The organism is Bacteroides faecium (assembly GCF_012113595.1).
Classification (GTDB): domain Bacteria; phylum Bacteroidota; class Bacteroidia; order Bacteroidales; family Bacteroidaceae; genus Bacteroides; species Bacteroides faecium.
The window spans coordinates 2287452-2313328 of record NZ_CP050831.1 but is presented as its reverse complement, the minus strand read 5'-3'; the positions used below and the strand labels follow the sequence as shown (position 1 = coordinate 2313328).

Genomic DNA, 25877 nt, shown 5'->3' with positions numbered 1-25877 from the left:
AGACATGAAAAAGAGCTTAAGACTAAAAGCCCTGCTCACATTATTGGTGGGACTCTTCCTTTCCATTGGAGCATTTGCTCAGCAAATAGCTGTCAAGGGGCATGTGAAAGACACAACGGGTGAGCCTGTCATCGGTGCTAACGTACTGGTGAAAGGTACAACCAATGGAACAATAACTGATTTCGATGGTAACTTTATGTTGAATGTACCGAAAGATGCTATTCTTTCCGTTTCATTCGTCGGCTATAAATCAGCAGAAGTGAAAGCGGCTTCTACTGTAATGGTTACATTGGAAGATGATTCTCAAGTACTGGACGCAGTAGTCGTTATCGGCTACGGCTCGGTGAAAAAGAACGATATGACCGGTTCGGTTACGGCCATCAAACCGGACAAACTAAATAAAGGTTTGATTACCAACGCACAGGACATGATGACCGGAAAGATTGCCGGTGTAAGCGTTATCAGCAAAGGCGGAGCTCCGGGCGAGGGAGCAACGATTCGTATTCGTGGCGGTTCTTCACTGACTGCGGAAAACGACCCGCTGATTGTAATCGACGGTCTGGCAATGGATAATAAGGGGGTGAAAGGTTTGGCCAATCCTCTGTCTATGGTCAATCCGAATGATATTGAAAGCTTTACCGTATTGAAAGATGCTTCGGCTACCGCCATCTACGGTTCGCGTGCTTCCAATGGCGTTATCATCATCACAACGAAGAAAGGTCAGGCAGGCGCACGTCCTACAATTTCTTATGACGGCAATGTATCTGTCAGCACTGTGAAATCTACCGTCGACGTAATGGACGGAGACCAGTTCCGTTCTTTCATCAAAGACATCTGGGGAGAAGACAGCGAAGCTTATAGCAAATTAGGAAATGCCAACACCGACTGGCAGAAAGAAATATTCCGCGCAGCCGTAAGTACAGACCATAACCTCACCATTTCCGGTGGATTAAAGAATATGCCTTACCGTGTATCGTTCGGTTATACCAACCAGAACGGTATTGTGAAAACATCCAAGTTCGAACGTTATACGGCTTCTGTCAGCTTGGCTCCTTCTTTCTTTGAAGACCATCTGAAAGTAAATGCCAACCTGAAAGGTATGATTGCCAAGAACCGCTACGCTGACGGTAACGCGGTAGGTTCCGCGGTCAGCTTTGACCCTACACAGTCCGTCCGCTCCGACGATCCTTACCATCAATATTATTTCGACGGATATTTCCAATGGAATACGGACGCTTCTTCTTTGAATGACGACACATGGAAACGTACTTTCAACGGCAATGCTCCGGGTAATCCGGTTGCCTTGTTGGAAGAAAAGGACGACCGCGCCATCTCCAAATCTTTAATCGGTAATCTGGAACTGGATTATAAGTTTCATTTCTTGCCGGACTTGCACGCACACGTGAACGGTGGCATGGACCTCTCTACGGGTAAGCAATATACGGACGTCTCTCCCTATTCTTCGACCAACAACTATTATGGCAGCTATGGCTGGGAACAGAAAGACAAGTACAACCTCTCTTTGAATGCTTACTTGCAATACAGCAAAGATTTTACTGACAAACATCGTTTCGATGTAATGGCAGGCTATGAATGGCAGCACTTCCATGATACGTCCGACCAGGAATATTGGGGACTCTATCCGCTGTCGAACAACGTGGTAGAGAACAGAGGTCAGCGTTACAACAATACCTCAAGTGGTTCGGCTACGGAAAGTTATCTGGTATCTTTCTTCGGTCGTGTCAATTACACACTGCTGGACCGTTACCTGTTTACGGCAACCGTACGCCAGGATGGTTCTTCCCGTTTCCACAAAAACAACCGTTGGGGATTGTTCCCGTCTTTTGCCTTGGGATGGAAGTTGAAAGAGGAAGCTTTCCTGAAAGACGTTGATGTACTTTCGGATTTAAAACTTCGTCTTGGCTATGGTATTACCGGTCAGCAGAATATCAATTCGGGCGACTATCCGTATCTGGCTGTTTATGAGACAAACAAAGACGGGGCTTACTATCCTATTCTGGGAGAGGGAATCACTTACCGCCCGAATGCATACAACCCGGACTTGAAATGGGAAAAGACGACCACTTATAATGTAGGTCTGGACTTCGGATTCCTGAACAACCGCATCAATGGTGCTGTGGATTATTACTATCGCAAGACCACCGATTTGCTGAACAGCGTATTCGTTTCTGCCGGAACGAACTTCAAAAACAAGGTATTGTCCAACGTCGGTTCATTAGAAAATTCAGGTATCGAATTCTCCATTAATTCAAAACCGGTTGTAACTACCGACTGGACATGGGATCTTGGCTTCAATATCACTTACAACAAAAACGAAATCACCAAATTAACTACCGGAGATAGCAAAAATTATTATGTTGCTGCCGGAGACAATATCGGTGGCGGACGTGATATGAAAGCAATGGCGCATGCCGTAGGACATCCGGCTTCTTCCTTCTATGTTTACCAGCAAGTGTATGACGAGAATGGAAAGCCTATAGAGAACGAATTTGTAGACCGCAACGGAGACGGAACGATTAACGGTGATGACCGCTACTTCTACAAAAAGCCGACAGCCGACGTACTTATGGGACTTACTTCCCGTCTTTCATACAAGTCATGGGATTTCAGTTTCTCACTGCGCGCCAGCCTGAACAACTATGTGTATAACTCTGTCGAAGCAGGTGGTTCCGACTGCAACCCGACCTCTGTCTATTCATTCGGCGCACTCAACAACCGCCCGTTGATGGGAGTGGCAAATAATATCCAGAACCTGAAAGACAACACCTTACTGTCCGATTACTTCGTACAGAATGCTTCCTTCATGAAATGTGACAACATCACTTTGGGATACTCGTTCAAAAAAATGTTCGGCGCTCCAATTGGCGGACGCGTATATGCAGCCGTACAGAACGTATTCACTATCACCAAATACAAAGGACTTGACCCTGAAGTAGAAAAGGGATTGGATAACAATATTTATCCGCGTCCTCTGACTACATTAATCGGTTTGAGCCTTAATTTCTAAACCTACTAAAAATACCAATTATGAAATTCAGATATATAAAATCAATCCTATCGGCTGCCTCACTATTACTGGCAGTCAGCGTGACTTCATGTATCGGTGACCTGGATGCGACTCCTATCGACCCGAATATAGTGATGACATTCGACCAGGCAAGCGTTTTTAACAAGATATATGGAACCCTCGGACTGACAGGTCAGAAAGGCCCCGACGGAAGCGGTGACTTGGACGACATCGACGAAGGTACTTCCTCTTTCTACCGTATGACTTGGTGTGCCAACCAATTGATGACAGATGAAGCGATTGTCAATTCATGGAACGATGCCGGTGTCGCTACTATTGCCGATTGCAGTTGGAGTTCTTCCAATGAAATCGTGACAGGACTCTATTACCGTCTGACATTCGACATCACTTTGTGCAACTACTTCCTGGAACAAACGGAAGGACTGACAGATGATGAAACGACACGCCAACGTGCAGAAGTACGTTTTATCCGTGCTTTGAATAACTATTACCTGATGGATATGTTCGGCAATCCGCCGTATTGCGACAAAGTATCGACAGAGAAGCCTCAGCAAATACAACGTGCGGATCTTTTCGCGAAGATTGAAGAAGAGTTGAAAGAAATCGGTGACGACGCTACCGCCACACTGGCACAGCCGCTTCAAACGACTTACGGCCGTGTAGACCGTGTTGCCGCCTGGTTATTGCTGGCACGTATGTATCTCAACGCAGAAGTCTATACCGGCACGCCGCAATGGGGAAAAGCCAAGGAATATGCCCAGAAGGTGATTGGCTCCGGCTATAAGCTGGCTCCTGTCTACAAACACCTGTTCATGGCAGATAATGATGGCAGCAATGTCAACAAAGCAAGACAGGAAGTGATACTTCCGATTTTGCAGGATGGTGTGAGAACCAAGAGTTGGGGTGGTTCGCTGTTCTTGATTGCAGGTACGCACAAAAGTGACACAGGCATGAATCCATGGGGAAGCAAGCAAGGATGGGGCGGCCCGCATTGTCGTCAGGCAATGGTAGCCAAATTCTTCCCGAACGTAAATGATGCTCCTTCCGTATTGGAAGACCAGATGGTAGTGGCAGCAAAAGATGACCGTGCCTTGATGTGCGGAGTACAGAGAAGTACATCGACAGGAGACAATATGAGCTTTACGGACGGATTCGCATGTGCCAAATTCTCGAACATCCGTGCAGACAACGGACTGACAAGCGATACGGACAATCCCGATATGGATATACCTCTTCTTCGTATGGCAGAAGCTTATCTGATTGTAGCAGAAGCCAGCATCCGTGCAAACAATGGTGTTTCTACTCAGGAGACAATAGACGCTATGCATGAAATCCGTAAGCGTGCGAACGCCGCCGAATCTGCTTCATATACATTGACGGACATCCGTGACGAATGGGCGCGTGAGTTCTGGTTTGAAGGTCGCCGCCGCATTGACTTGATTCGTTTTGGCGATTTCGGTGGAAAATCCGACTACAACTGGGATTGGAAAGGTGGAGAAAAACAAGGTACTGAAATAAAAGAGTTCCGCAACATTTATCCTATTCCTGCCAATGATATCAATGCGAATACGAATCTGAAGCAAAACCCTGAATATTAAACCAGACCGAAGTTATACTTTTATAAAAACAGAGTAATATGAAAAAAATAAATATACTGACGTCCATACTAGTAGCAACAGCCCTGCTGACTGCCTGCGAGGATGACAGGGACTCAAATCCTACCATACAGGAACCTACTACTTTTGTATTGAACACTCCTGCCAATGCAACGTCCAACGTCTATGACCTGAATCAATCCAAGAATATCGAGTTGACTTGTACGCAACCGGACTATGGCTATCCTGCCGTAGTGACTTACACCGTGCAAGCGGATTTAACAGACAAATGGACTGATGAAACGGAAACGGCAGATGCTTCTTATCTGACACTAGCTTCCATATCTACATCAGCCAAAGTGGATGCGAACACACAGGAATTGAATAAGGCAATCGTAAAACTTGCCGGCTGGACATCGGAGAATGATTATGACGGCGAACCGATGAGTGTATTTGTACGTTTGTACGCACATATCGGAGATAAAGGGTATCCTATACATTCCAATTCGATTGAATTGAAAGTTATACCTTATTATATGGATATATCTGATGCCGTTCCTGCCACTTATTATTTACTGGGCGATTTCATCGGTGAAGTTCCCTGGGGAAATCCGACAATGGCAGCAGGTACCGCTTATTTCCCGATGTCACTGGTAAAAGGATATGCGTATGATGCCAATACAGGTAAAGGAGAATTTACCTACACAGGATATATCCCGGCAGATAAAGGATTTAAGGTAGTAGCTGTTCCCGGTACATGGGATGACCAATGGGGAAATGCTGACAGCGAAGGATTCACCAATTTGGTAAATGACAAGAATTCTCAAAATATTAAAGTGAATGCAGCCGGTTGGTACACGCTTCATCTCAATACGATTGAGAATAAACTGACAATGAAAGCTACTACTTTTGAAACTCAACCGACAGAATATGATGCCGTCACATTGACTTATGGTTCGGAATCTGTAGACATGACCAAAGTTACCATGGAGCACTCACATGTATGGTATGCCGACATAACAATCGCGGCAAGCTGCAAAGCCAAATTCACTTCCGGCGACAAGACTTGGGGTGGAGAGGTATTCCCATTCGGCTCATTTGTTGATGGAGCTACCATCAGTTGCAAACCGGGTGATTATACCGTACTGTTCAACGAACTGGACGAGTGCTATTACTTCAAAGCAAAATAGATTAATCTTAAATGCAGATAGATATGAAAAAATTATCAATATATATAACCGTGTTACTGGCTGCCGCACTAACAGCCTGCAACGAAGATTTTAATGAAGGGGTAGCTTCCCCACAGTCTTACGGACAGGAAGAAGCTGCCGGCAAGATTACTTTTACAGCTACAGGTGTAGACCCGATTAATCTTGGAAATGTCGAGGAAGAATCCGTAGCGGTTGCTGTATTTACAGCTCCTGTCGTTGAAGAAGAAGCCACCTTATCCTATAAAATGAAGTTGGATAATAAAGTGACTTTAACTGTAGACGACAAAGGATACGTAGCAACGGAAGATTTGCAGAATGCAGTGGCGCAAATATATGGTATCCGTCCGGTAGAACGTACCATGAATGCAGTATTAACGGCATACGTGGCTGTCGGAAAGACAGTATATGCGGCACCGGCTGAAAGTTATGAGTTGAAAGTTACTCCGGAAGCACCGGTGATTGAGGGGGCCTATTATTTAACGGGTTCATTAACTTTCGACAAAGCGGTTGCCTTTAGTAATAAAAGCGGCGATGTATATGCTAATCCGATTTTTACAGTAACCGTACCTGCTTTAACTAATAGCGATGGAGTTGTTCAAGACTCCGAATTCACTATTCAATCTGTTTCAGGAAAGAAATATGGTACACTTCAGGCAGAAGCATTAGAGGGCAATTTGGTTCAAAAGGATGATGCCAATGCTATCCAAATACCTGCCGGAAATGACTATAAGAGCATTAAGATAACCATTGACATGATAAACGGAACATACGAAGTAGAGAAATTGCCGTATGCAAACTTCTTGTGGGTACCTGTGTCTTCCTCTTGGTCACCTTACAATTCTGCTACATTATCGGGAGTAGACGCGAAACTTCAATTTGGAATGGTATCCATCGAAAAAGAATTTAAGCTAACAGCCAGTTCGTCATGGAATGGTGGCGATTATGGATATTCATATTTTACCACAAGAAAGGGAGTATTGCCAGTTGAGGGAAACGATAATATGCAAGTATCCGAAGCAGGAATCTACTTCTTGAAGGTGAATTTATACGATGACAAGAAAGAAATCAGTGCCGTTAAAATAAACTCAATAGGCCTTATTGGAGATGCTACTGTTGGCGGATGGGATACAGATGCAGAAACAAATATGCCTTATGATGATACAGAGAAATGCTGGAGCACGACAACTACATTGTCTGCCAATCACTTCAAGGTTCGCATAAATAAGGATTGGAACACAGCTATCGGTGGAAGTCTGGATGCACTCAACGCCGATGGTGGTGCAGACAATATAAAATTAGATACTCCGGGAGAATATACTGTTAAGTTATACCTTAACGGACGTCTCATTCTGATAAAAAACAACAATTAGCCAATGGCAGAGAACCATCATCTTGCATGATGGTGGTTCTTGTCTTCTTAAATATAACAATTATGAAAAAAGATATAAGACATATATTCTGGATGCTGCTCTGTCTATTCACGATAGTAGCATGTTCCGACGAAAACCATGAGATGTTAATCACCGGTCCGGAAATTCCCGAACTGGATCACGAGCCGTCTATCGAAGAATTGGTAGAAGGAATCAATAATTATCCTACTAAATTCAAGGGCGACAAGCAAGGTAAAATCTGGTATAAAGCAGCCGCTGGTGACGACCTGTACGGATATGAAGGCGATGTATATGTTCACATCGGTATCAATGACTGGATGTATGTTCCTACGGAATGGGGGGTAAATGAAGATAAATACAAGGCAGAAAAAGTGGCGGATAATATTTGGTGCTTTACACTTGCCCCGACAGTACGTGAATGGTTTGGCGCGGAAAATGCAGCAAACATTCAAAATGTCTGCATCCTCTTCCGCAATGAGGAAGTACTGACTGACGAAAAGAAAACCAAAGACTTTTTTATCACAGTAACAGGAGACAAGACTTTCACACCAGCTCCGGTAGAGATAGCTGCCTGCCCGGTAGAAGAAGCGGGTATCCATCCATCGGCTGACGGAACGTCTGTGACTTTCGCACTATACGATTTGGATACGGATAACAATTATAAGGATTATGCTTGTCTCATTGGCGACTTCAATGACTGGGAACTTAGCACAGAATATCAGATGAAGCGTGATAACGACAAACACTTCTGGTGGTACACCGTTACGGGCATCGACCCCGCCAAAGAGTATGGCTTCCAATATTATATGGGCAGCGAAGAAGACGGCAACGTTCGTATTGGCGACCCCTATTGTGAAAAGGTACTGGATGGCTCGAACGATAAATATCTTGTAGAACTGGGAGTTTATCCATCTAGTGCCATACAATATCCGAACGGAAAGACGACAGGCATTGTCTCCGTATTCCAGACGAAACCGGCATCCTACAACTGGCAAGTATCCAATTTCAAGATTGATAATCCTGACAATATGGTAATTTATGAGTTACTGTTCCGTGACTTCACACAAGCAGGCACCGAACTTGCCACCGGTACCATCAAAGAAGCTACAAAGCATCTGGATTACATCAAAAGCTTGGGAGTGAATGCGATTGAACTTATGCCTATACAAGAATTCGACGGGAATAATAGCTGGGGATACAATCCATGTTATTATTTTGCAATGGACAAAGCATATGGAACGAAAGAAGAATATAAGCGATTCATTGATGAATGTCATCAACAAGGCATCGCAGTATTGCTGGATGTAGTCTACAACCATGCTACTGGCAGTCATCCATTTGCTAAACTTTATTGGAATTCGAAAGAAAGCAAGACAGCCAAGAATAATCCGTGGTTCAATGTCGATGCTCCGCATCCATTCAGTGTATTCCATGACTTCAATCACGAATCACCGCTTGTACGTGAATTTGTAAAACGTAACTTGAAGTTCTTGTTGGAAGAGTATAAGTTTGACGGTTTCCGTTTCGACTTAACCAAAGGATTTACTCAAAAGACTAGTGATTCCGGTTCATCCAGCAATTACGACCAGTCCCGTATTGATATTTTAACAGACTACCATGAAACTGTAAACACTACAAATCCGGATGCAGTAATGATTCTAGAACACTTCTGTGATATATCAGAAGAAAAAGTTCTAGCAGAAAAAGGAATGAAACTATGGCATAATATGAATGAAAGCTATTGCCAGTCCGGAATGGGAGAATCAAGTAAATCAGATTTCTCATACATGAGAAATAGCGAAATGCCTGCCGATGGATGGATTAATTTCATGGAAAGCCATGATGAAGAAAGAGTCGCATACAAGCAAACGGCTTTTGGTAATCTTAAAGACGCACCTCTTGCTACCCGTATGAAACAACTGGAGACAAATGCAGCCTTCTTCTTGACTGTCCCAGGACCGAAAATGATTTGGCAGTTTGGCGAACTGGGTTATGATTATTCCATAATGTATAAGTACGATGGAACAATGGGAACTGACAAGAATACGGATGCCAAGCCAGTGAAATGGGATTATCTTGATGACCAATATCGAAAAGGATTATACGACACTTATAGCACTTTGCTGAAATTACGCAATGATAATCCAGACTTATTCAGCGACAACGCATTCAAAGACTGGAAAGTAGGTGTTTCCGATTGGGATAAAGGTCGTTATCTAAGATTGGAATCCACTACAAAGAAACTGGTTGTAGTAGGCAATTTCAAGAATGAACAGATTAATGCAAGTGTGTACTTTGGTAACACGGGAGATTGGTATGAATTGAATGGTGAAACATTGAATGTGACTAACAGTTCTGAACAGCCTGTTGTTATACCTGCTAATAGCTTCAAGTTATACACCAACTTTCCAGTAAACAATTAATTGAACGGTTGTAATCAGAGTTATCATAGAAAACAACCCATAATAATGTAATAAATCCCTGTTCCACAATGTTGGAGCAGGGATTTATTGCTTTAATTATTTCTTATCGGTAGAGATTTTTCTCTTCAAGCATGAGTTCTTTTTCAGTCCTTTTAAGCAAGTTAGTTGTTTCATGCCTTGAAACTGTTTGTTTCTCACCGAGAAACGAAGTGTTTCACACCGAGAAACCATTAGTTTCACACCGGGAAACTTTTTGTTTCAAACCGGGTTGGAACATTTTGTTTCAAACGGGGATGAAACTTTCCGCCTCAGACCTGCGTCTCGCCTTCTATATATTCTTCAAGAAAAAGATTCTCGCCGTCGAATACGGCATAAGAAAAGAAATTAATCCAGTCTCCAAGTATCAGCACACGTGAAGTGGCACTTAGCATCAAATCAAGTTCAATGTGGCGATGTCCGTAAATAAAGAAGTTGATATTGGGATGACTTTTCAAATACTCTTTTGTATATAATACCAGATGCTCCTGATTTTCTCCCATATAGTCCGGCTCCTTTCCGTCAGCCCGTTTTTGCCTGCTGCGTTTCGCCCATGACAAGCCAAGTTCCACGCTCCAACGGGGATGAATAGCGGAAAACAACGTTTGTAATGTTTTACTGTGAAACATGGAACGAAGCAGTTTGAACTTCTTGTCCGGGTCGCCCAGTCCGTCACCATGAGCAAGATAGAACTCTTTTCCGTAGATTTCGGTAGTCAGCGGTTCACGGTGCATAATGACACCACATTCTTTGGTGAGATAATCCCCACACCATATATCATGGTTGCCAATAAAGAAATGCACTTCCACTCCCATATCCGTCAGTTCGGAGATTTTTCCCAAGAAACGGGTGTACCCTTTGGGGACGACCAGCCGGAATTCATACCAGAAATCAAACATATCTCCCAACAGATAAACAGCAGAAGCCTTGTGTTTTATACTATCAAGGAAGTTCACCAAGCGTCTTTCTTGAGTACGTCCGTGTTCAATGGCACGGGAACCAAGATGCGCGTCGGAAAGGAAATAAACGTTCTTCATGAGTTTTCTAGTTGTTAGTTATAAGTAGTGGGTTATGAGTTGTCAGTGTGTATTCTGTTCACTCATAATTAAAGGAAACCCAGTTCGAGTTTCGCTTCTTCACTCATCATATCCTTATCCCATTCCGGTTCAAACACCAGGTTAATGGTAGCCGAGTTCACTCCTTCCACTGATTCCACTTTCTGACGAATATCTTCCATGATAAAATCAGCAGCCGGACAATTCGGTGCTGTCAGAGTCATGTCAAGCACCACTTCCCCATTATCGGAGACATCAATCTTATAAATCAGTCCGAGGTCATATACGTTTACCGGAATCTCCGGGTCGTACACCGTCTTTAGCATGGCTACAATCTTCTCTTCTATTTCAAACTTTTCCATACGTTCTTATTTGTTATGTATCGCAAAGATAGAGATAAAATACGAAAGACAAAAAAATAGGCACGGAATGCGTATCCCGTGCCTAAAGAATATTATACGACTCTCTATCTCCGGTTAATTTAAAAACGTACCGGAACGGCAAATTGTTGCAAAAGGAGTATTAATTCCTCTTTTCACCAAAGTCTGTCTGTTGTCGTTCCACCTCTTTCAGTTTCAGTTCATTCAACTCACGGCGCAGACGTTCCAATTCCAATTCTGCGTCATTCTTTTTGTCTGCCGAAGAAGATTCCACCTGTTTGGTTAAACGCTCTTCCGCAGCATCAAACACCAACGGATACATGGGGGCAGAAGAGGTGAGTTCCAGTTCTCCGCTTACAGGCATTTGTGAACCTTCGAACAAAACACTGGCCATGACCTTAATCTTGCCCGACTTTGTGGTAGACTGAATCAGTACCGGAGCACTTCCCCATTTCACAGGAGCAGGATTCGCCATCACACCGGCATCCCCAAGAATACGCCCTTCACCTTCCACAAAGAACTTGATATAATAGTTGTTCAGATGTTTCACATTACTGTTCTTATCAGTAACTTCGGCTATAACAGTTACAAAGTCGGAACCGTCAGCGCGTAAGTTCATACCTTCGTTATCTACTCTCAAGCGAATTTGTTCGGCACGGCGAGCCGGAAGTACTTTGTGAGTAGCCACGACTTTACCGTCCATAAGCCCTTCCGCCAGCATATAAACATCTTCCTCATGCTTCTCACGGGTCAACTTCTTGTCTGTCATAAAATCGAATACACCCGGAAAAGTAATAACCGGCGAAGGCATTCCTTTCCGTGTCTTATCTTTCTTATGTGTATATACCTTTCCACCTTTATTAACCGTCAGGCGCACTTCGTCACAATTTGAATAGACTGTTACGTCTCTACTAGAGAACGGTGTCATCTCATGAGCAATATATACCATCGGCCCACTTTCCGCCAAGCCGTCGGAAGCCTCAACAGGACGTTGCGCCTTAAACATATAATAAGAATATTTCGGTTGGCGGAACACGTCCATCACTCCCCCATAGAAAGGATCGGGATGATAACCGCGCTGATGGTCGAACGAATGCCACAGACAACCGCCTACGTGCCACGGAGATTCCTTGTACAAGGCATCATAACAGGTATATTCATAAGATGGGGAAGCATAATGCGCAGCTTGTACCAGCATAGGTTGCTCGCCCCAGTTGCGGGCTGTACGGCTGGGAGAGTTGTGGGAACTCCAGTTATCCACATTATCGCCCCATTCACGTGTAAAGTAAGTGATTTTAGGGTCACGCTTCGACACTTCCATCGGATGACAAAACTGAACCGGGAAATATTGCGCCCCTTTGGCTTGCGTATCACAGCCCGAATAACAAGACGGATAAGGATACTCTTCATCAACAAGACCTTTCACATGCCCGGCAAAATCCTCCGGATACCATGTCTCGTTCAGAATAGGTTCCCATAGCCATACACAAGGATGATTACGGTCACGGCGAACCAAATTACGAATATCATTATAAACCCGTTTGGCAAAAATCGGTTCATCATTCCAGAACTGCCATCCCGGAGTATTCACTATAACAAACAAACCAAGTTCATCGCAAGCATCCATAAATGCCGGGTCTTGCGGACAATGTGCGTTACGAATCACTTCCAGTCCCAAATCTTTCAGCTTCTTCGCATCACGCCAGTGAACACTGTTAGCTACGGCATTTCCTACTACCGCGAAGTCCTGATGGCGATTAGCACCCATCAATGGCTTTCCATACGGTTTTCCGTTCAGCCAGAAACCGTCTTTTCCTTTGAATTCAATGCTGCGGATGCCGATACGACGGCGATAACCGTCTACGACCTTTCCATTCTTATCATAAATACGGATATACAGGTTATACAGATAGGGTGATGAAGGAGTCCACAAATGAGGTTGTTCCACTTTCATCTTTCCATTACGGCTTATCGCAGTACCTTTGCGAATACTTAGCTTCATATCTGATGATGCCACTTCCTTACCGTCACGGTCGACTAACGAACAGGTGATATTCCCGGCAAAATTCTGTGTATTATCATTGCGTACATGCGCTTTCAGAAGAATATCCGCCGATTGTTCCGAAACATTGTCAAAAGCGACAAATAATCCGCCGCCGGCTGTTTCATTCTCGTAATTCGGGTCGGTGATAAACACTGGATTGTGCGCAATCAGCCAGCAATCACGATAGATACCGCCAAAGTATGTGTAATCCAATACGTCCTGCGGTTTTCCCGGAGCATAAGTAGGGTCATCGCTATTGTCAGCCCATACGGCTATTACGTTGTCTTTCCCCCATTCCAACGCATCTGTCACATCAACCGATACAGGAAGGTAGCCGCCAAAATGCTCTGCAAGTAAATTGCCATTCACGTAAATTTTGCTTTTGCCCATGATGGCTTCGAAATGAAAAAACAACTTCTTCCCTTTTAAGGTGTCTGCCGGAGTAAAATGCTTCCGATACCAAACTTCCCCCTGGTAGTTGATACAACCGCTGGCTTCAGTCGGAAGATATTCGATGCCATTCGGTAAGGAGACTACCTGCCAAGTTTTGTCATTAAACTCTTTCGCTTCGGCACCGACAGTGCTTCCTTTATGAAAACGCCAGGCGGGATTCATCGAATATACATCACGTCCCGTATCCGGCAATCGGAAAAAGCCGGCAGTCGAGAATTCGGGTTCGTAGGCATAAGCCATGAGAACCAACAATAAAAACATTAAACTGACTGAGATTCGTTTCATAATATTATATCATCTATTTTATGTTTCAAAGATAAGGCATTTACTAAACTTATAGCTTCCAATAATCGCTAAAACATTTTCAATTATATCTACTTTTTATCAGATTCGTTACCTAAAGAAAAGAGTAAGTCTAAAAATCCCCCTATCTATCCTTTTGTTACATACATAATAAAGATAAATAGGGGGAGGGGAATTCAAAGATTAATTACTTCTTCTTTTGTACGAGTAAGGGGACAACATCTTTATTTGAGCCCCCATTTACTACAAATTCATAACCGGAAGCGGCAACTTGAGCATTTGAGTTCAATATTGAAAGTTTGTCTACCAATTCTGAATTAGCAGCCAATTTATCCACACCTGCCAACGCACTACCAGCCATAGGAGAAATGGCGGCATCAGTACTTACATAGAAACAATTTGTCGTATTTATACCTCCTGCACTTTTCCCGGCAATGCCACCAGTATTAGGATTACCTGTAAGATTATCGAATACAGGAATCGAATAGCAGCCATTAATCGTACCGCCTTGATTAACCAGCCCACCTCTTGCCGCATTAACACCAGTAGGAGCGGTAATACTACCCACTGCAAATGAGGCAATTACATTCGTCCAATTACATCCACCGGCTAACAAGCCTGAATTCACAGAACCGGTCAAAACAATATTTGCCAAAGAATAACATCCTACAATCTTCGCATTGCCACTGTTATTCCAACCGACTAATCCACCAATAGTTCCCGCTTTACATGTCAACGTTACATTATCCGCATAACTGCCTTCAAGAGTCCCCATATTTTTACCTATTATACCTCCTACATTAGTCCCTGTACTTTTACAAGTAAAGTTAGAAACATTCATAATATGGCAATCACTAACAGTTCCGTTGTTTTGTCCAACGAATCCGCCATACAAACAATTGGCAGGAACAATAAAAGATCCACCCTCAATGGCGCAACCTTCTATTTTACCAGTGTTCGTTCCGGCAAATGCTCCTACAGGTACATTGCTCCCGGAAGACATCGTTCCAGTCAAAGAGGCATCCTTAATTTTCAGATTCTTAATTGTACCGGAATTGGCAACAATAAATCCGGTAGTAGCATTCTCAATATTGATTTTCAAACCGGTAATTGTTTTGCCATTACCATCCAATGTTCCGGCAAATGTACCTATCGGCATCCAAGTTTCTTCCGCAGTCCAGTCCAAATCAGTATCCAATGTAATCACAGTTTCAGCATTAGACATAATTGTCGGATCACTAGCTAAGTTTATCAGTCCCATATTCTTTTTGACCAGATAATTATTAGGTGCCGTCACTTCATATCCCAACTCTGCAATCAAAGAGAATGATACGCCATATCGTTTTCCTGCAACATATTTATACCCATCTTTGGCAACAGCAGAAGCCTCATTGTAAAGTTCACCGATTGTCTTTATGTCTTTTACAATATCTTCCGTATCTGCTCCCCCCTCGTTCCGTACTGTGAGAGTAAAAGTCAATTTTGTATCTTTTGTCATATCCGGCATCGGGAAAAAACTTAGATAACCGTAAGAAGTCCCATTTTTATCCACATTCATGTCAGATAAATTTAAGGTCAAGCTATTAACCTTGTCACTATACGTTTTTTCTTCTCCCGAGACTGTCAGTATCTTAGGGAAAATAGCCTCATCACATGCTACAGAGACTTTGACTACCTTATAGCTATCCGGTCGCAGATTCTTTATATTGAACTGAAAGAGGGAGGTCAAATGCTCAAAGTTAAGATTGGTAACCGTATTTCCATTCACAGTACCTTTCGCAAGCATATGCATCGTATTCTGTAATTCCGGCTTATCCAAGTTCTGCGTCATATTGTCTCCTAATGTGAAAGTAAAAACATTCTCCATAGTAGGCGATTCCTTTTTAGGGTAAATCCCCCATACGGTTGCTCCATCTGTCAAAGAACCATTTCCCGAAAACTCTACATTCCAAGAGGGCTCATTATCATCATATCCCACAGTTGTGAAATCGTAACCGTTCGTTCCGTTCCAAACCGTAACCTTGTCATCCGTATTCCACATGAAAGAGCGACCGTTTTCCTGTACGTTGGCACGCGTAGAAGAGGATTCTTCCGTAGCCTCATATTTTTGAATAGAAGCAATTGTGGTATAAGCTTGTTCTTTTCCTTGCTGCAGCACCTGATTAGTTTCTTCTACAACAGCATCCTCTCCACAAGAGCTTAGGGTGGCTGCGCTCAGCAGCCCAATCCCTAATAAAGAATATATCTTATTCATGGTTTAATCTTTTTCCGTTATCCATTAATTAAATATCACCGCCCTCTCCGAAGTCTGAGCCTCCAAAACCCGGTACAGGCACGGCAGGTTGCAAGATTAGCGGTTGCTCCGTACTTGTTGCGGCATCTTCATTGACTTTGAAGTTGAATCCGAATCCGTTTTCCGTTTCTTCTATTGCCAGATTCATGTAACGTACTTTGCTTTTGAGCTTATCCGCCGTCACTTGAATGATTCCATTCGACGAATTATTACCGGTAGCATTATTTACTGTCGTATTCATAAAATAGGATTCTTTGGCATTACCATTGTTTGTACCGATGAAAGCACCGAACTTATTGGCAGCCGTAGTAGCCGCTGATAGCTGAGTAGTCACATAGCAAGCTGTAACTATCGTGTTACCACCATTATTAAAGCCTAACAAACCTCCCGTATTGTTCACAATCTTTCCACTTATAGAACCTGCTACATAAGAAGCCAAAACAGTACCGTTAGCATTCACACCTACAAGTCCTCCCGTCTGTGCAGAACAGTTTATCTCCAGGCTTGCCAAAGAATAACATCCTTTGATTTTTCCTACATTATTCCATCCGACCAAACCGCCGACATTTGAAGCATTCACTGAATTAGTAGGATGATTGATGGTAACCGCGCCTACATACGAATTAATAACGACTCCGGCTCCACCATAATTCTGTCCGACCAGACCACCCAGACTTGCGCTACCGGAATCTGTTCCATTCAAATTCAGATGAATCGTCCCACTTGCTACCCTACAATTCTCAACCTTTCCGGGCTGTGTATTCGTTCCTACCAAACCGCCAAAGTTTACAGGTTTCGTCACCGTAGCATTTATATTCCCTACAGCACAATTGACTATATTTCCGTTATTCTCCGCAACCAATGTTCCTGAGGAAGCTGTTACATCGGTAGCAAAACTAACATTCCCGAGAACTAAGTTCCGAATTGTACCATTATTCGTAGTCACAAACCCTTCTTTTCCGATAACCAGATTATCAATAACGACTCCATTGCCCTCTAATTCACCTTCAAAAGACTTTATGGATTCCCATACTTCACCTGTCAAATCTATCACTCCATCCGGCTTGATATATTCTTTTTCTAAAGTCACGACAGCCTTCCGATGCTCATTCATAATCTGTTTCCATCCCAACAGTCCCTTCTTGTTATAGATATGTATATCACCATCTTCATCAATCAAATAACCTTCTTCGGGTATCTGGAAACGATAATCGACATTGAAATTCATTTCATAATGCCTTCCGGCAGCAAACTGCCAAGCTGTAGCGTTCATATCAAGACCAACTTTTGTCTCCATATTCTGCACTTGAACTTCCTTCAATACAATAACATCCTGCTCCGTTTCGCCATTCCAAATATTCACTGTCACACTCAGCACTGTTTTGTCTTTCATCAGCCGAGTGTCATCATAAGTGGTAGGCAATATGTTTAGGTAGCCATTCAACGTTTCATTGACAGCAAGCACTTGTTCACCCAACTCCAGTGTAATCTTATTACGCATACCCGAAAGACTTTGCACCGTTCCGTTATCATCAATCTTCAACTCTGCCGGAAATACATTGTCATCACTCCCTACTGTGATGCGACGAATCTTCAGTTCGCGGTCTGAAGTATTCTTCAGGTTGAACTGGATAAGCGCCGTCAACGGTGAAAATGTCAACGCGGGAATTTTATTCTCTGCAACGTCACCGGTAGCTACCATAAAAGTAGTATTTGTCAACTCTGCTGTTTTGCCGGTCTGCACACAAACATCCGGCATGGAAAATGTAGACAGTTCATTAAACGTTTGCGCTTCTTTTTGGGGGAAGACAGCGACCAACTTGTGTCTATCCCCCATAGCAGCCTTTCCCGAGAATTCCGCATTATGACCGGTCACGATAGATGCGACAGTAAAATTATAGCCGGTTCCGAGATTCCGGTTCCATACGGTAACGGCATCTCCACTGTCCCATGTATATACATCGTTCTGCAAATTGGCACGAGCCAAAGGTTCGGCCTGTTTGATAGAGGCAGAAAACGTATAATCAGCCAAATTCTTGTCGGCATCGTTTTCCCCACCTGTATTTTCATTCACTATTTTATCCTCTTCACAAGAGGTCAGCGCTATTGTACCCAGCAGTGCAATGCCCAGCAAGTGATAAACCTTCTTCATACTATATAAAAGTTTATTCGGTTAAACATCTTTATTCCAACAACCGTTAATACATCGGTTTGTTACGAGAGGGAGTGCCGTTTCCATAATAACTGTAATTTGGCTTCTTATAGAAACGTATCCAGTCAATCTCCATACGCGGCGTGTCTTCACTCGTCTTACTCTCCTGATAAGATATATGCTTGAAGTCATTAGCCCAACTACCATCTTTCGCAGCCTGTTCCGCAACACTCTGTCCCAATGACCATTCATTACAACCCGCAAATGTAAGCAACAAATGCAAACCTTCCGGATTGTATTGGTCTGTAAACGGCCAGTGCGTAGAGCTGTTCCATGTATCGCCACCATTCAATGAACCTGTATATGTCCCATCTGTTTTGACACGCACATTCTCCTTGCCATTGACACCTAAAGCTATTTCACCGTTATCTCTCCATTCCATCCAATAAATATCAAACACATCCATATCGTTGATTACCATCTGACCGGAAGTGGGCTTGTATTTATCACCGGAGGTAGTAGATTTGTCATTCCAGTGGAAAGTCTGCCAGGCCCCATTCATAACTCCATTTTTATTAGACGGGTTCTCCAAAAGGTCGACCTCACCGTAAGTAGACCATTGTACGCCTCTTATGTTTCCCTGGAACCAAACAGCAGAATTAAAGGAATGCTTCTTTCCACGTACACGGATTCTTACTTCTACACGGGTTCCCGGCAGAATACGCACGTTATTGGCCTCCCAACCATCAGCCCCGCTCGGATTGCCGTCGAACTTACTGGCATAAATAGCGGAAACACCATAATCTTTTTTACCTGTCACTCCACCAGTACAATCCAGTCCCGGATCATATGCACACCACATTCTCAAATATCCGTCCTGTGTCATCGTCGAATATTTCTCGTTCACAACCGCCTGAACCTTTTGCGTATTGGCGACATTCTGTGCTGCCATATAACGTGGAGGACGATTTCCATACACATTAACGCCTGCCCCTTTCTCCGTCAAAGCGTCAATCGGATGAAACTCGAACGAATTCAGGAAAGTCCAACCCTGAGCAGCCAATGATTCATTCGGATGCGGATCTCCTTCTTTTATTTCCAATGCAGACGCTACCCTAACTTCATCCCACTTCTCAACAGCCTTTTTATTAGCGGCAGAAACAAATATCTGATCCGGATCAGTATAAACCCATTGCTCATTAGTCAATTCAGTTCCCGGCACCAAACCTGCATCTATATCCGTCACCTTAATCTCCATCTTATCCCCATACACCGGATGTTCTTCCGAACCTGTGGAAAATGACATGGAAACAGAAGTAAAATCATTCGGCCCAGTCTGACCTTTCACCCGTACCAAAGCTGATTCCGCTGTTTTATATCCTGCCCTGACAACCAACTCCGCGGGCAGATTCTCAAATTTGCCCGCATCCTCACCGGCATCTATACGAACGCTCACATCTTCCTTCGCCGGAGCTCCGACAGTAGCTACCAGAATAAACGAGCCGTACTCCTTCACCGTATTATCCGAATTATTCTTCAAGGACATTATCGTGTAATGTTTGTCGGACACAACAATCGGACGTTCGGCCGCATTGACCTTATACCCCCGGACATAAGCGGTTATCGTACCGGAAACAGGATAATTACGCAAATCCTCTTTTACCGTAAATTCTGCAAAACCTTGCTTTTCTCCTTTCTTCAGGGCAATATGTCCGCCGAAATCCTTGAAAACATCCGCCGCGGAAACATCTTTCTGATTCTTATCCTTTCCCGCGAAAGTCAACGCGACATCAATATCCTCTTCCAGAGACAAGCGGTTGTCCTGCTGGTCTATCTTAACCGAATATGTTATCTTATCTCCAATCGCCGCACTTTGAGTGCTTATCTCGGCTATCAGGTTCCGGGTTTCCCCGATGGAAATGATAGTTTCATTATCGTCACAGCCCGTCATTGACAAAACCAACAGGCAAGCGGGCAATAACCCGTAGAAAATCTTCTTCATAATGTATTCTATTATATCATTATTTGTATTTACCATTTCGGATTCTGAACTAAAGTCTTGTTCAGTTCCAGTTCAGAAGGCGGGACAGGCAATAAATAATCCCTATCGGCATGGAACTGATAACCGCCGGGCAATGTACCGGACAACGGATCCGCCCAACCATTATCGTCCAACGTCAGGCGTTCTCTAATTTTCACCTGATTCTCTGGCTTGAAAGACTGGAATAAAATAGAGTCGTCCCCCACATAAGCACCTTTTCCGCGCTGCCCTACAATCAACTTCTCTCCTTTCCAACGCATCAGGTCGTCAAGGCGGAACCCCTGCAAGGCAAGTTCAGAGCGACGTTCCCGACGGATTTCCTGCAAGACCGGAGTCAACTCATAGCCAAAATCCGGGAAGTTGGCATCCTTCGCAGGAGCCACATACGTCACTTCTACACGTCCGCGAAGTTCTTTCAACGTCTTTTCCGCAACTCCCTCATTCCATTGTCCTAGTTCTGCAGCCGCTTCAGCATAAGCCAGCAGTGCTTCCGCATAACGTATAACAGGCAAGGCTGTCTCACAATTACCGTTCACATAAGTAGTGTCAATGCCCAAACGGATATGGTAGCCAGTCAAAGACCGCGCACTGCCGTCCGCTTCCAGTTTCGGGGCACTGATTGTCTTGTCACGACTTTCGCTCCACACCTCCAGATGCATGGGGCGGGCGGTGGTGGCAGAAGCATATTTGGCACCTTCGTTCATCACTGTCTGGATCAAGCGGGGATCACGCCCTCTAAATGTCTCTTTAAAATCCTTGAACTTCTCATTCTTAGGATTGATAAAACTTCCATCCGCGTTCAGGTAATTGTCAACCAGGCTCTGCGTGATTCCGGCAGCCCCTTCCGTATCAACTATTCCACCTTTCAGATTAGCATTGACAGCATGGAAAGCTCCCTCGGCATTGGAGTATTTTCGCCACAACAAGACTTCATCCATAGCCGACAAGTCCTTACTATTAAATAAAGCGGCAAAGGCATCGCCCGGATATATCCCTGTTTTATATAAGCCAATACCACTTTTAAATAATTCATCTCCCCATTTAATGACTTCACCCAAGAAATAGCCGAACTCATTTACCGGTGCGGCAAATCCGTCCGACGCATGATATTTCTCCCAAGTACCTTCATACAAGGCGACATTCATAGCCAAGACCATAGCCGCCTCCTTGTTGACACGGATACCGGAATATTTGCTGCGGGAATGCAGCAGCAGTTTGGCCTCATTCAAGTCTTGCAGGATGAACTTTGCCACCTCATTGCGCGACCTTGCCGGAATTTGCAACCCCGCCACCGTAGCGTTCTCATCCCAAAAAGAATCCATCACCGGAATAGAGCCAAACTTCTTCAACAGGTTGAAATGCCAGTAAGCACGGAAAAAGTAAGCCTCTCCCTTCAACGAAAGCACATCTTCGTTTTCCAGATCTCGGGGGACATTATAATAGTGAAAGAAATAATTCACTTTACGCAAATTCTGATAACCGGTCTGCCAGTCGGAAGCGCCGCTGAACTGATTATATTGCCCATGCAGGCGCTGGTCATATTTCTCGGCTACGATATTATCACTGTTTTTCTCTTCACTGCGAACTCCCAGCCCGAATTTAGGGAAAGACGGCAATGTCATATAAAGCCCGTTAATATAGTTTTCGACCTGTATCGCGCCGGTCAGGAATGTGCCGGCCTCAGGCTTGGTTATAGGTTCCCTGTCCAGAAAATCAGAACAGGATGAAAACGGCAATACGGATGCGGCTGCAAGAGCCAATATATATATCTTTTTCATGATTTTCTATCGTTTAAAAAGTAAACTCAACGCCAAACACATAGTTCTTATTCAACGGATATACTTTTCCGTTACCATTCTGCTTCATCGGAGAAGTCAATCCCGGAGCAGTCTCGTTGCTACCCCCTGCCCACGTATTTACCTGATTCAATGTTTCCGGATCAAAGACATCCGGCAGATTGTCAATCGTGAACAAGTTATCACAAGTGAAATAAACTTTCAGATTCTCCAGACCTATCTTCCTGATAAGTTTCGGCTGGAAGTTGTAAGAAACCATCAAGTTCTTCAGACGCATATAGGCAGCGTTCAGCATATAGCGTGTCGTATTGTAACCGGCATTGGCATTATACTCCGGGCTGTCCGGCTTCGACAGGCGAGGCAGATAAGCTCCCGGGTTATAGACATTATAATAATCCAGATGTTCCTTAAAGAAATTAGAATCCCCACTGAACAGATAGGTACTTGCAGCCATCGGAAAGTCGCGTTTCATCACGCCTTGAAACAGGGCGGAAACTTCAAACCCTTTATATCCGGCATGCAGATTCACACCGAATGAGTAACGGGGAGTCGTATTGCCAATCACTTTCAGGTCACCATGATCTTTCAAAGTACCAGCACCCGGATTTATTTTACCGTCACCGTTGGAATCGATATATTTCAAATCACCCCGTTGCCAGTCCTGGTTGGGTTTGAAGAAAGACATATCTACCCCTTTCAAATAAGCGTCTACTTCCTGATTGGTCAGGAACAAGTCATTTGCCTCATACCCCCAGATTTCACCCAAGTCCATTCCTTCGTAGTAACCTTTATTACGGACCAACCCGGTATGATTGTTGTAAATCAGCCCTTCAGGGTTATTGTATTTGGTAACAACCGCCTTATAATCAAAGATATTAAATCCGACACCATAACTGAAACCATTCTTCAACTGATCTGCCCAGTTGATAGACAACTCCCATCCACGGTTGCGCAACGTTGCATTATTCACTTTTGCCCGCTGGTCAATGGCAATACCGCCAATATCAGGAATCGCTTCTGCCGGCCCGATCATATCTTTTGTCATGCGCTGGTAAATATCCGCGGTTATTGTCAGGCGATTATCAAACAAGCTCAAGTCAATACCCAAGTTGGCATTATCCACTTTTTCCCAAGTGATGTAAGGACTCACCATAGAAGGCGTCAAGGCAACCGTGCCACGAACAGGAGTGGCGGAAGTAATTCCCGAAAGCAACCAGGCATTCGGTTCATTGGGTTTCAGGGTCATAAAATTCAGATAGTCATAAAGTCCTGCTCCATTCTGATTGCCCAAGCGTCCATAAGAGAGACGCACTTTCAACTGTGAAACCGGCAAGTCCAACGCTTTGAAATAATCGGTGCGTGCAATATCATAGCCGGCGGAGAATGAAGGGAAAAATCCCCAACGATTGCCCGGAGCAAAACGTGAAGAACCGTCATAGCGTCCGCTGAACTCCAGAAAATAGATATTTTGGTAGTTCCAGTTCAAGCGCGCGAAAAATCCCATAGTAGCCCAATGGTCACGTGCCTCGGAATTATAGGACGTCCCGTTAGCATTATCGAAAGAAAAAGTCTCATCGCTCATCACTCCGTCTTTATAGGCATACATGCTCGAGTTGTTCTGCACTTCCATCTGAAAACCTGCCATCGCCTTAAAAAAATGGTCGCCCCACTGGTTGGTGTATGAAGAGGAAACACTGGGGGACAAATAATAATTGAATTTATTGCCGCGTGTCAATGAGCCCCACAGGGAATTGGAATATTGAATCCCGGGATAAGAATAACCTTGTTTGGGAGAAGTCACGTCTTCAATCGTACCGTCGGGACGCATCGTACGGGGTTGTTTCTGCATAAATTCATCATTCTCAACATCAAAGCGTACCTTCATCTCTCCAATTATATCCCAGCCCTTCAGAGGAGTGACTGTAGCCGAGAAAGTCATTGCATCCGAAATGCGGTTCTGCGAATAATTCACGTTATCCAAATATAAACCCTCATTCCATGACGGCAGATTATATTGACCAGACACCGGCACTTGCGTAACCCTATTGGGCTGTGCACGTGAAATCTCATGATATAATATCGACATACTGGGAAGCGGACGCGAAATCAGGTTCAACGTGATATTATTATTGAAATTGAACTTCAGCCAGTCGTTCGGCTTGATCTGGAATTTAGTATTCACATTGTACTTATCCAGGGAATCTTCCACCCGGTCGAGCAAACCACCTTGATAAGTATATCCCATACCTACGTAATAAGTCACCTTGTCGGAGCCGCCGGAAATGCTCAGGTTGTGCGAATGACGCAAAGAGCTGTTCTTGTAGAAGTAATCGAACCAGTCGGTATTAGCATACTGCGACTCGGCCCCTCCCCATCCTGTATTGTCGGAATTGGCCGTAATTCCGGGCAAGCCTTCACCATAAGGATTCTTCATAAACAGTTCCATCAGCCCCATCGTTTCCTGCGAAAAGAAGGGAGACTCACCGATAGCCGCCCGATATGAATTCTTATAATTGGCATACTCCAATGAGTTCATCATTTCTGGCATATTGATAGGGGAACTGACACCGACAGAACCACGATAAGTAACCCTCGCCTTGTCCTTCTTACCGCTCTTTGTGGTAACCAGAACCACACCATAAGCAGCACGCGCACCGTAAACGGCAGCTGCAGAGGCATCTTTCAGAACACTGATGCTTTCAATATCGGCGGGATTTACATTCTGCAAACTCTGTTCCACGCCGTCTACCAACACGTAAGGCTCGCCGCCATTGATCGAACCTATACCACGAATATTAAATTTGATTTCTCCGCCGACTTCACCGCCCGTTCCGCCTTCGGAAGCATCGGAAGCGAAGTTCAGACCGGCCACGTTACCCTGCAGAGCACTGGTAGCATCGGTTACCGGACGGTTGGCAATAGCGTCTGAACTGACCGTGGCAACGGCTGCCGTAATCGTATTACGTTTCTGCGTACCCATGCCGACTACCACCACTTCATCCAATGCCTTGGCATCTTCCTTCATCACATAACGGTTGCCGGACAACTTGGTCACCTTCACTTCCAGAGGAGAATAGCCTACATAAGTAATTGTAAGAGTACTACCCACCTTACCTTTTATCGTGAAGTTTCCGTCCAAATCGGTAATAGCACCATCGGTAGAACCTTTCACCATAACGGTTGCTCCGATAACAGACTCTCCACGTTCATCCACCACCTGACCGGTGACAGTCCCCTGTTGAGCAAAAGCTCCTAAAGGGAAGAACAGCAAAAGCATCGAAAAGAGACACACGAATTGCATCCTAATCTGCATTTTCTTCATAACATTATATTAAAGTTAATACTAAAAGTTTGTAAAGTTCTGAGGATAAACTGCAACTATTATGCCTCAAAACATGCTCCAAAAATAGACCTTTTATCAGACTGGCAGTTTCACGAAATCGCCAAAATGTTTCCAAAAAACATCTATTTTCCATTTTTGAACATACTTCGGGCTATTACGGGAAATTGGCACGGCACTAGAAGAAATCTTCACTAAAAGAGTGGCAAGAATTGCTAAGGTATAAAAAGAATCATTCAAATGTTATTTTTAGAAATATTCCTTTTGATTTAGCGGAAATAGTCATACTTTTGCTTCACTAACATACCTTAAAAT

General features: G+C 44.0%; 13 protein-coding genes. 5 read left to right on the top strand and 8 right to left on the bottom strand.

Going from position 1 to position 25877, the window contains the following annotated elements; all coding sequences use genetic code 11:
- Window positions 1-4 precede the first annotated feature (4 nt).
- From BacF7301_RS08000 to BacF7301_RS07980, 5 genes are all read left to right on the top strand, one after another.
- Window positions 5-3028, top strand: a complete 3024-nt coding sequence (locus BacF7301_RS08000) for a SusC/RagA family TonB-linked outer membrane protein (RefSeq protein WP_167961793.1) — start codon at window positions 5-7, stop codon at window positions 3026-3028.
- Between the two features lie 20 nt (window positions 3029-3048).
- Window positions 3049-4647, top strand: a complete 1599-nt coding sequence (locus BacF7301_RS07995; protein ID WP_167961792.1) for a RagB/SusD family nutrient uptake outer membrane protein — start codon at window positions 3049-3051, stop codon at window positions 4645-4647.
- 38 nt (window positions 4648-4685) lie between these two features.
- The gene (locus BacF7301_RS07990) at window positions 4686-5834 is read left to right on the top strand and encodes a SusE domain-containing protein (protein WP_167961791.1); all 1149 of its coding nucleotides are present in this window, start codon (window positions 4686-4688) and stop codon (window positions 5832-5834) included.
- A 23-nt stretch (window positions 5835-5857) separates the two neighbouring features.
- Entirely contained in the window at window positions 5858-7225 is a 1368-nt protein-coding gene (locus BacF7301_RS07985; protein WP_245208416.1) for an Outer membrane protein SusF domain-containing protein, read from the top strand.
- Between the two features lie 62 nt (window positions 7226-7287).
- Window positions 7288-9669, top strand: coding sequence for an alpha-amylase family glycosyl hydrolase (locus BacF7301_RS07980; RefSeq protein ID WP_167961789.1), 2382 nt, complete (start codon window positions 7288-7290; stop codon window positions 9667-9669).
- Window positions 9670-9977: 308 nt separating this feature from the next.
- Here BacF7301_RS07980 and BacF7301_RS07975 read toward each other — a convergent pair whose 3' ends face one another.
- The 8 genes from BacF7301_RS07975 to BacF7301_RS07940 all read right to left on the bottom strand — a co-directional run bounded on the left by BacF7301_RS07975 (window position 9978) and on the right by BacF7301_RS07940 (window position 25544).
- Complete coding sequence (locus tag BacF7301_RS07975) at window positions 9978-10742, bottom strand: UDP-2,3-diacylglucosamine diphosphatase (protein ID WP_167961788.1); 765 nt, start codon at window positions 10740-10742, stop codon at window positions 9978-9980.
- A gap of 68 nt (window positions 10743-10810) precedes the next feature.
- The gene (locus tag BacF7301_RS07970; protein ID WP_022139307.1) at window positions 10811-11122 is read right to left on the bottom strand and encodes a metal-sulfur cluster assembly factor; all 312 of its coding nucleotides are present in this window, start codon (window positions 11120-11122) and stop codon (window positions 10811-10813) included.
- A gap of 160 nt (window positions 11123-11282) precedes the next feature.
- Window positions 11283-13922 carry a glycoside hydrolase family 2 protein gene (locus tag BacF7301_RS07965; RefSeq protein ID WP_167961787.1) on the bottom strand — a complete coding sequence of 880 codons (2640 nt, stop codon included), beginning with the start codon at window positions 13920-13922 and terminating at the stop codon, window positions 11283-11285.
- Window positions 13923-14127: 205 nt separating this feature from the next.
- Complete coding sequence (locus BacF7301_RS07960) at window positions 14128-16194, bottom strand: fimbrillin family protein (protein WP_167961786.1); 2067 nt, start codon at window positions 16192-16194, stop codon at window positions 14128-14130.
- 28 nt (window positions 16195-16222) lie between these two features.
- The gene (locus tag BacF7301_RS07955) at window positions 16223-18385 is read right to left on the bottom strand and encodes a peptidase M26 (RefSeq protein WP_167961785.1); all 2163 of its coding nucleotides are present in this window, start codon (window positions 18383-18385) and stop codon (window positions 16223-16225) included.
- A gap of 46 nt (window positions 18386-18431) precedes the next feature.
- Entirely contained in the window at window positions 18432-20387 is a 1956-nt protein-coding gene (locus BacF7301_RS07950) for a DUF5006 domain-containing protein (RefSeq protein WP_167961784.1), read from the bottom strand.
- Window positions 20388-20416: 29 nt separating this feature from the next.
- Window positions 20417-22204 carry a RagB/SusD family nutrient uptake outer membrane protein gene (locus BacF7301_RS07945; protein ID WP_167961782.1) on the bottom strand — a complete coding sequence of 596 codons (1788 nt, stop codon included), beginning with the start codon at window positions 22202-22204 and terminating at the stop codon, window positions 20417-20419.
- 13 nt (window positions 22205-22217) lie between these two features.
- Entirely contained in the window at window positions 22218-25544 is a 3327-nt protein-coding gene (locus tag BacF7301_RS07940; protein ID WP_167961781.1) for a SusC/RagA family TonB-linked outer membrane protein, read from the bottom strand.
- Window positions 25545-25877 lie beyond the last annotated feature (333 nt).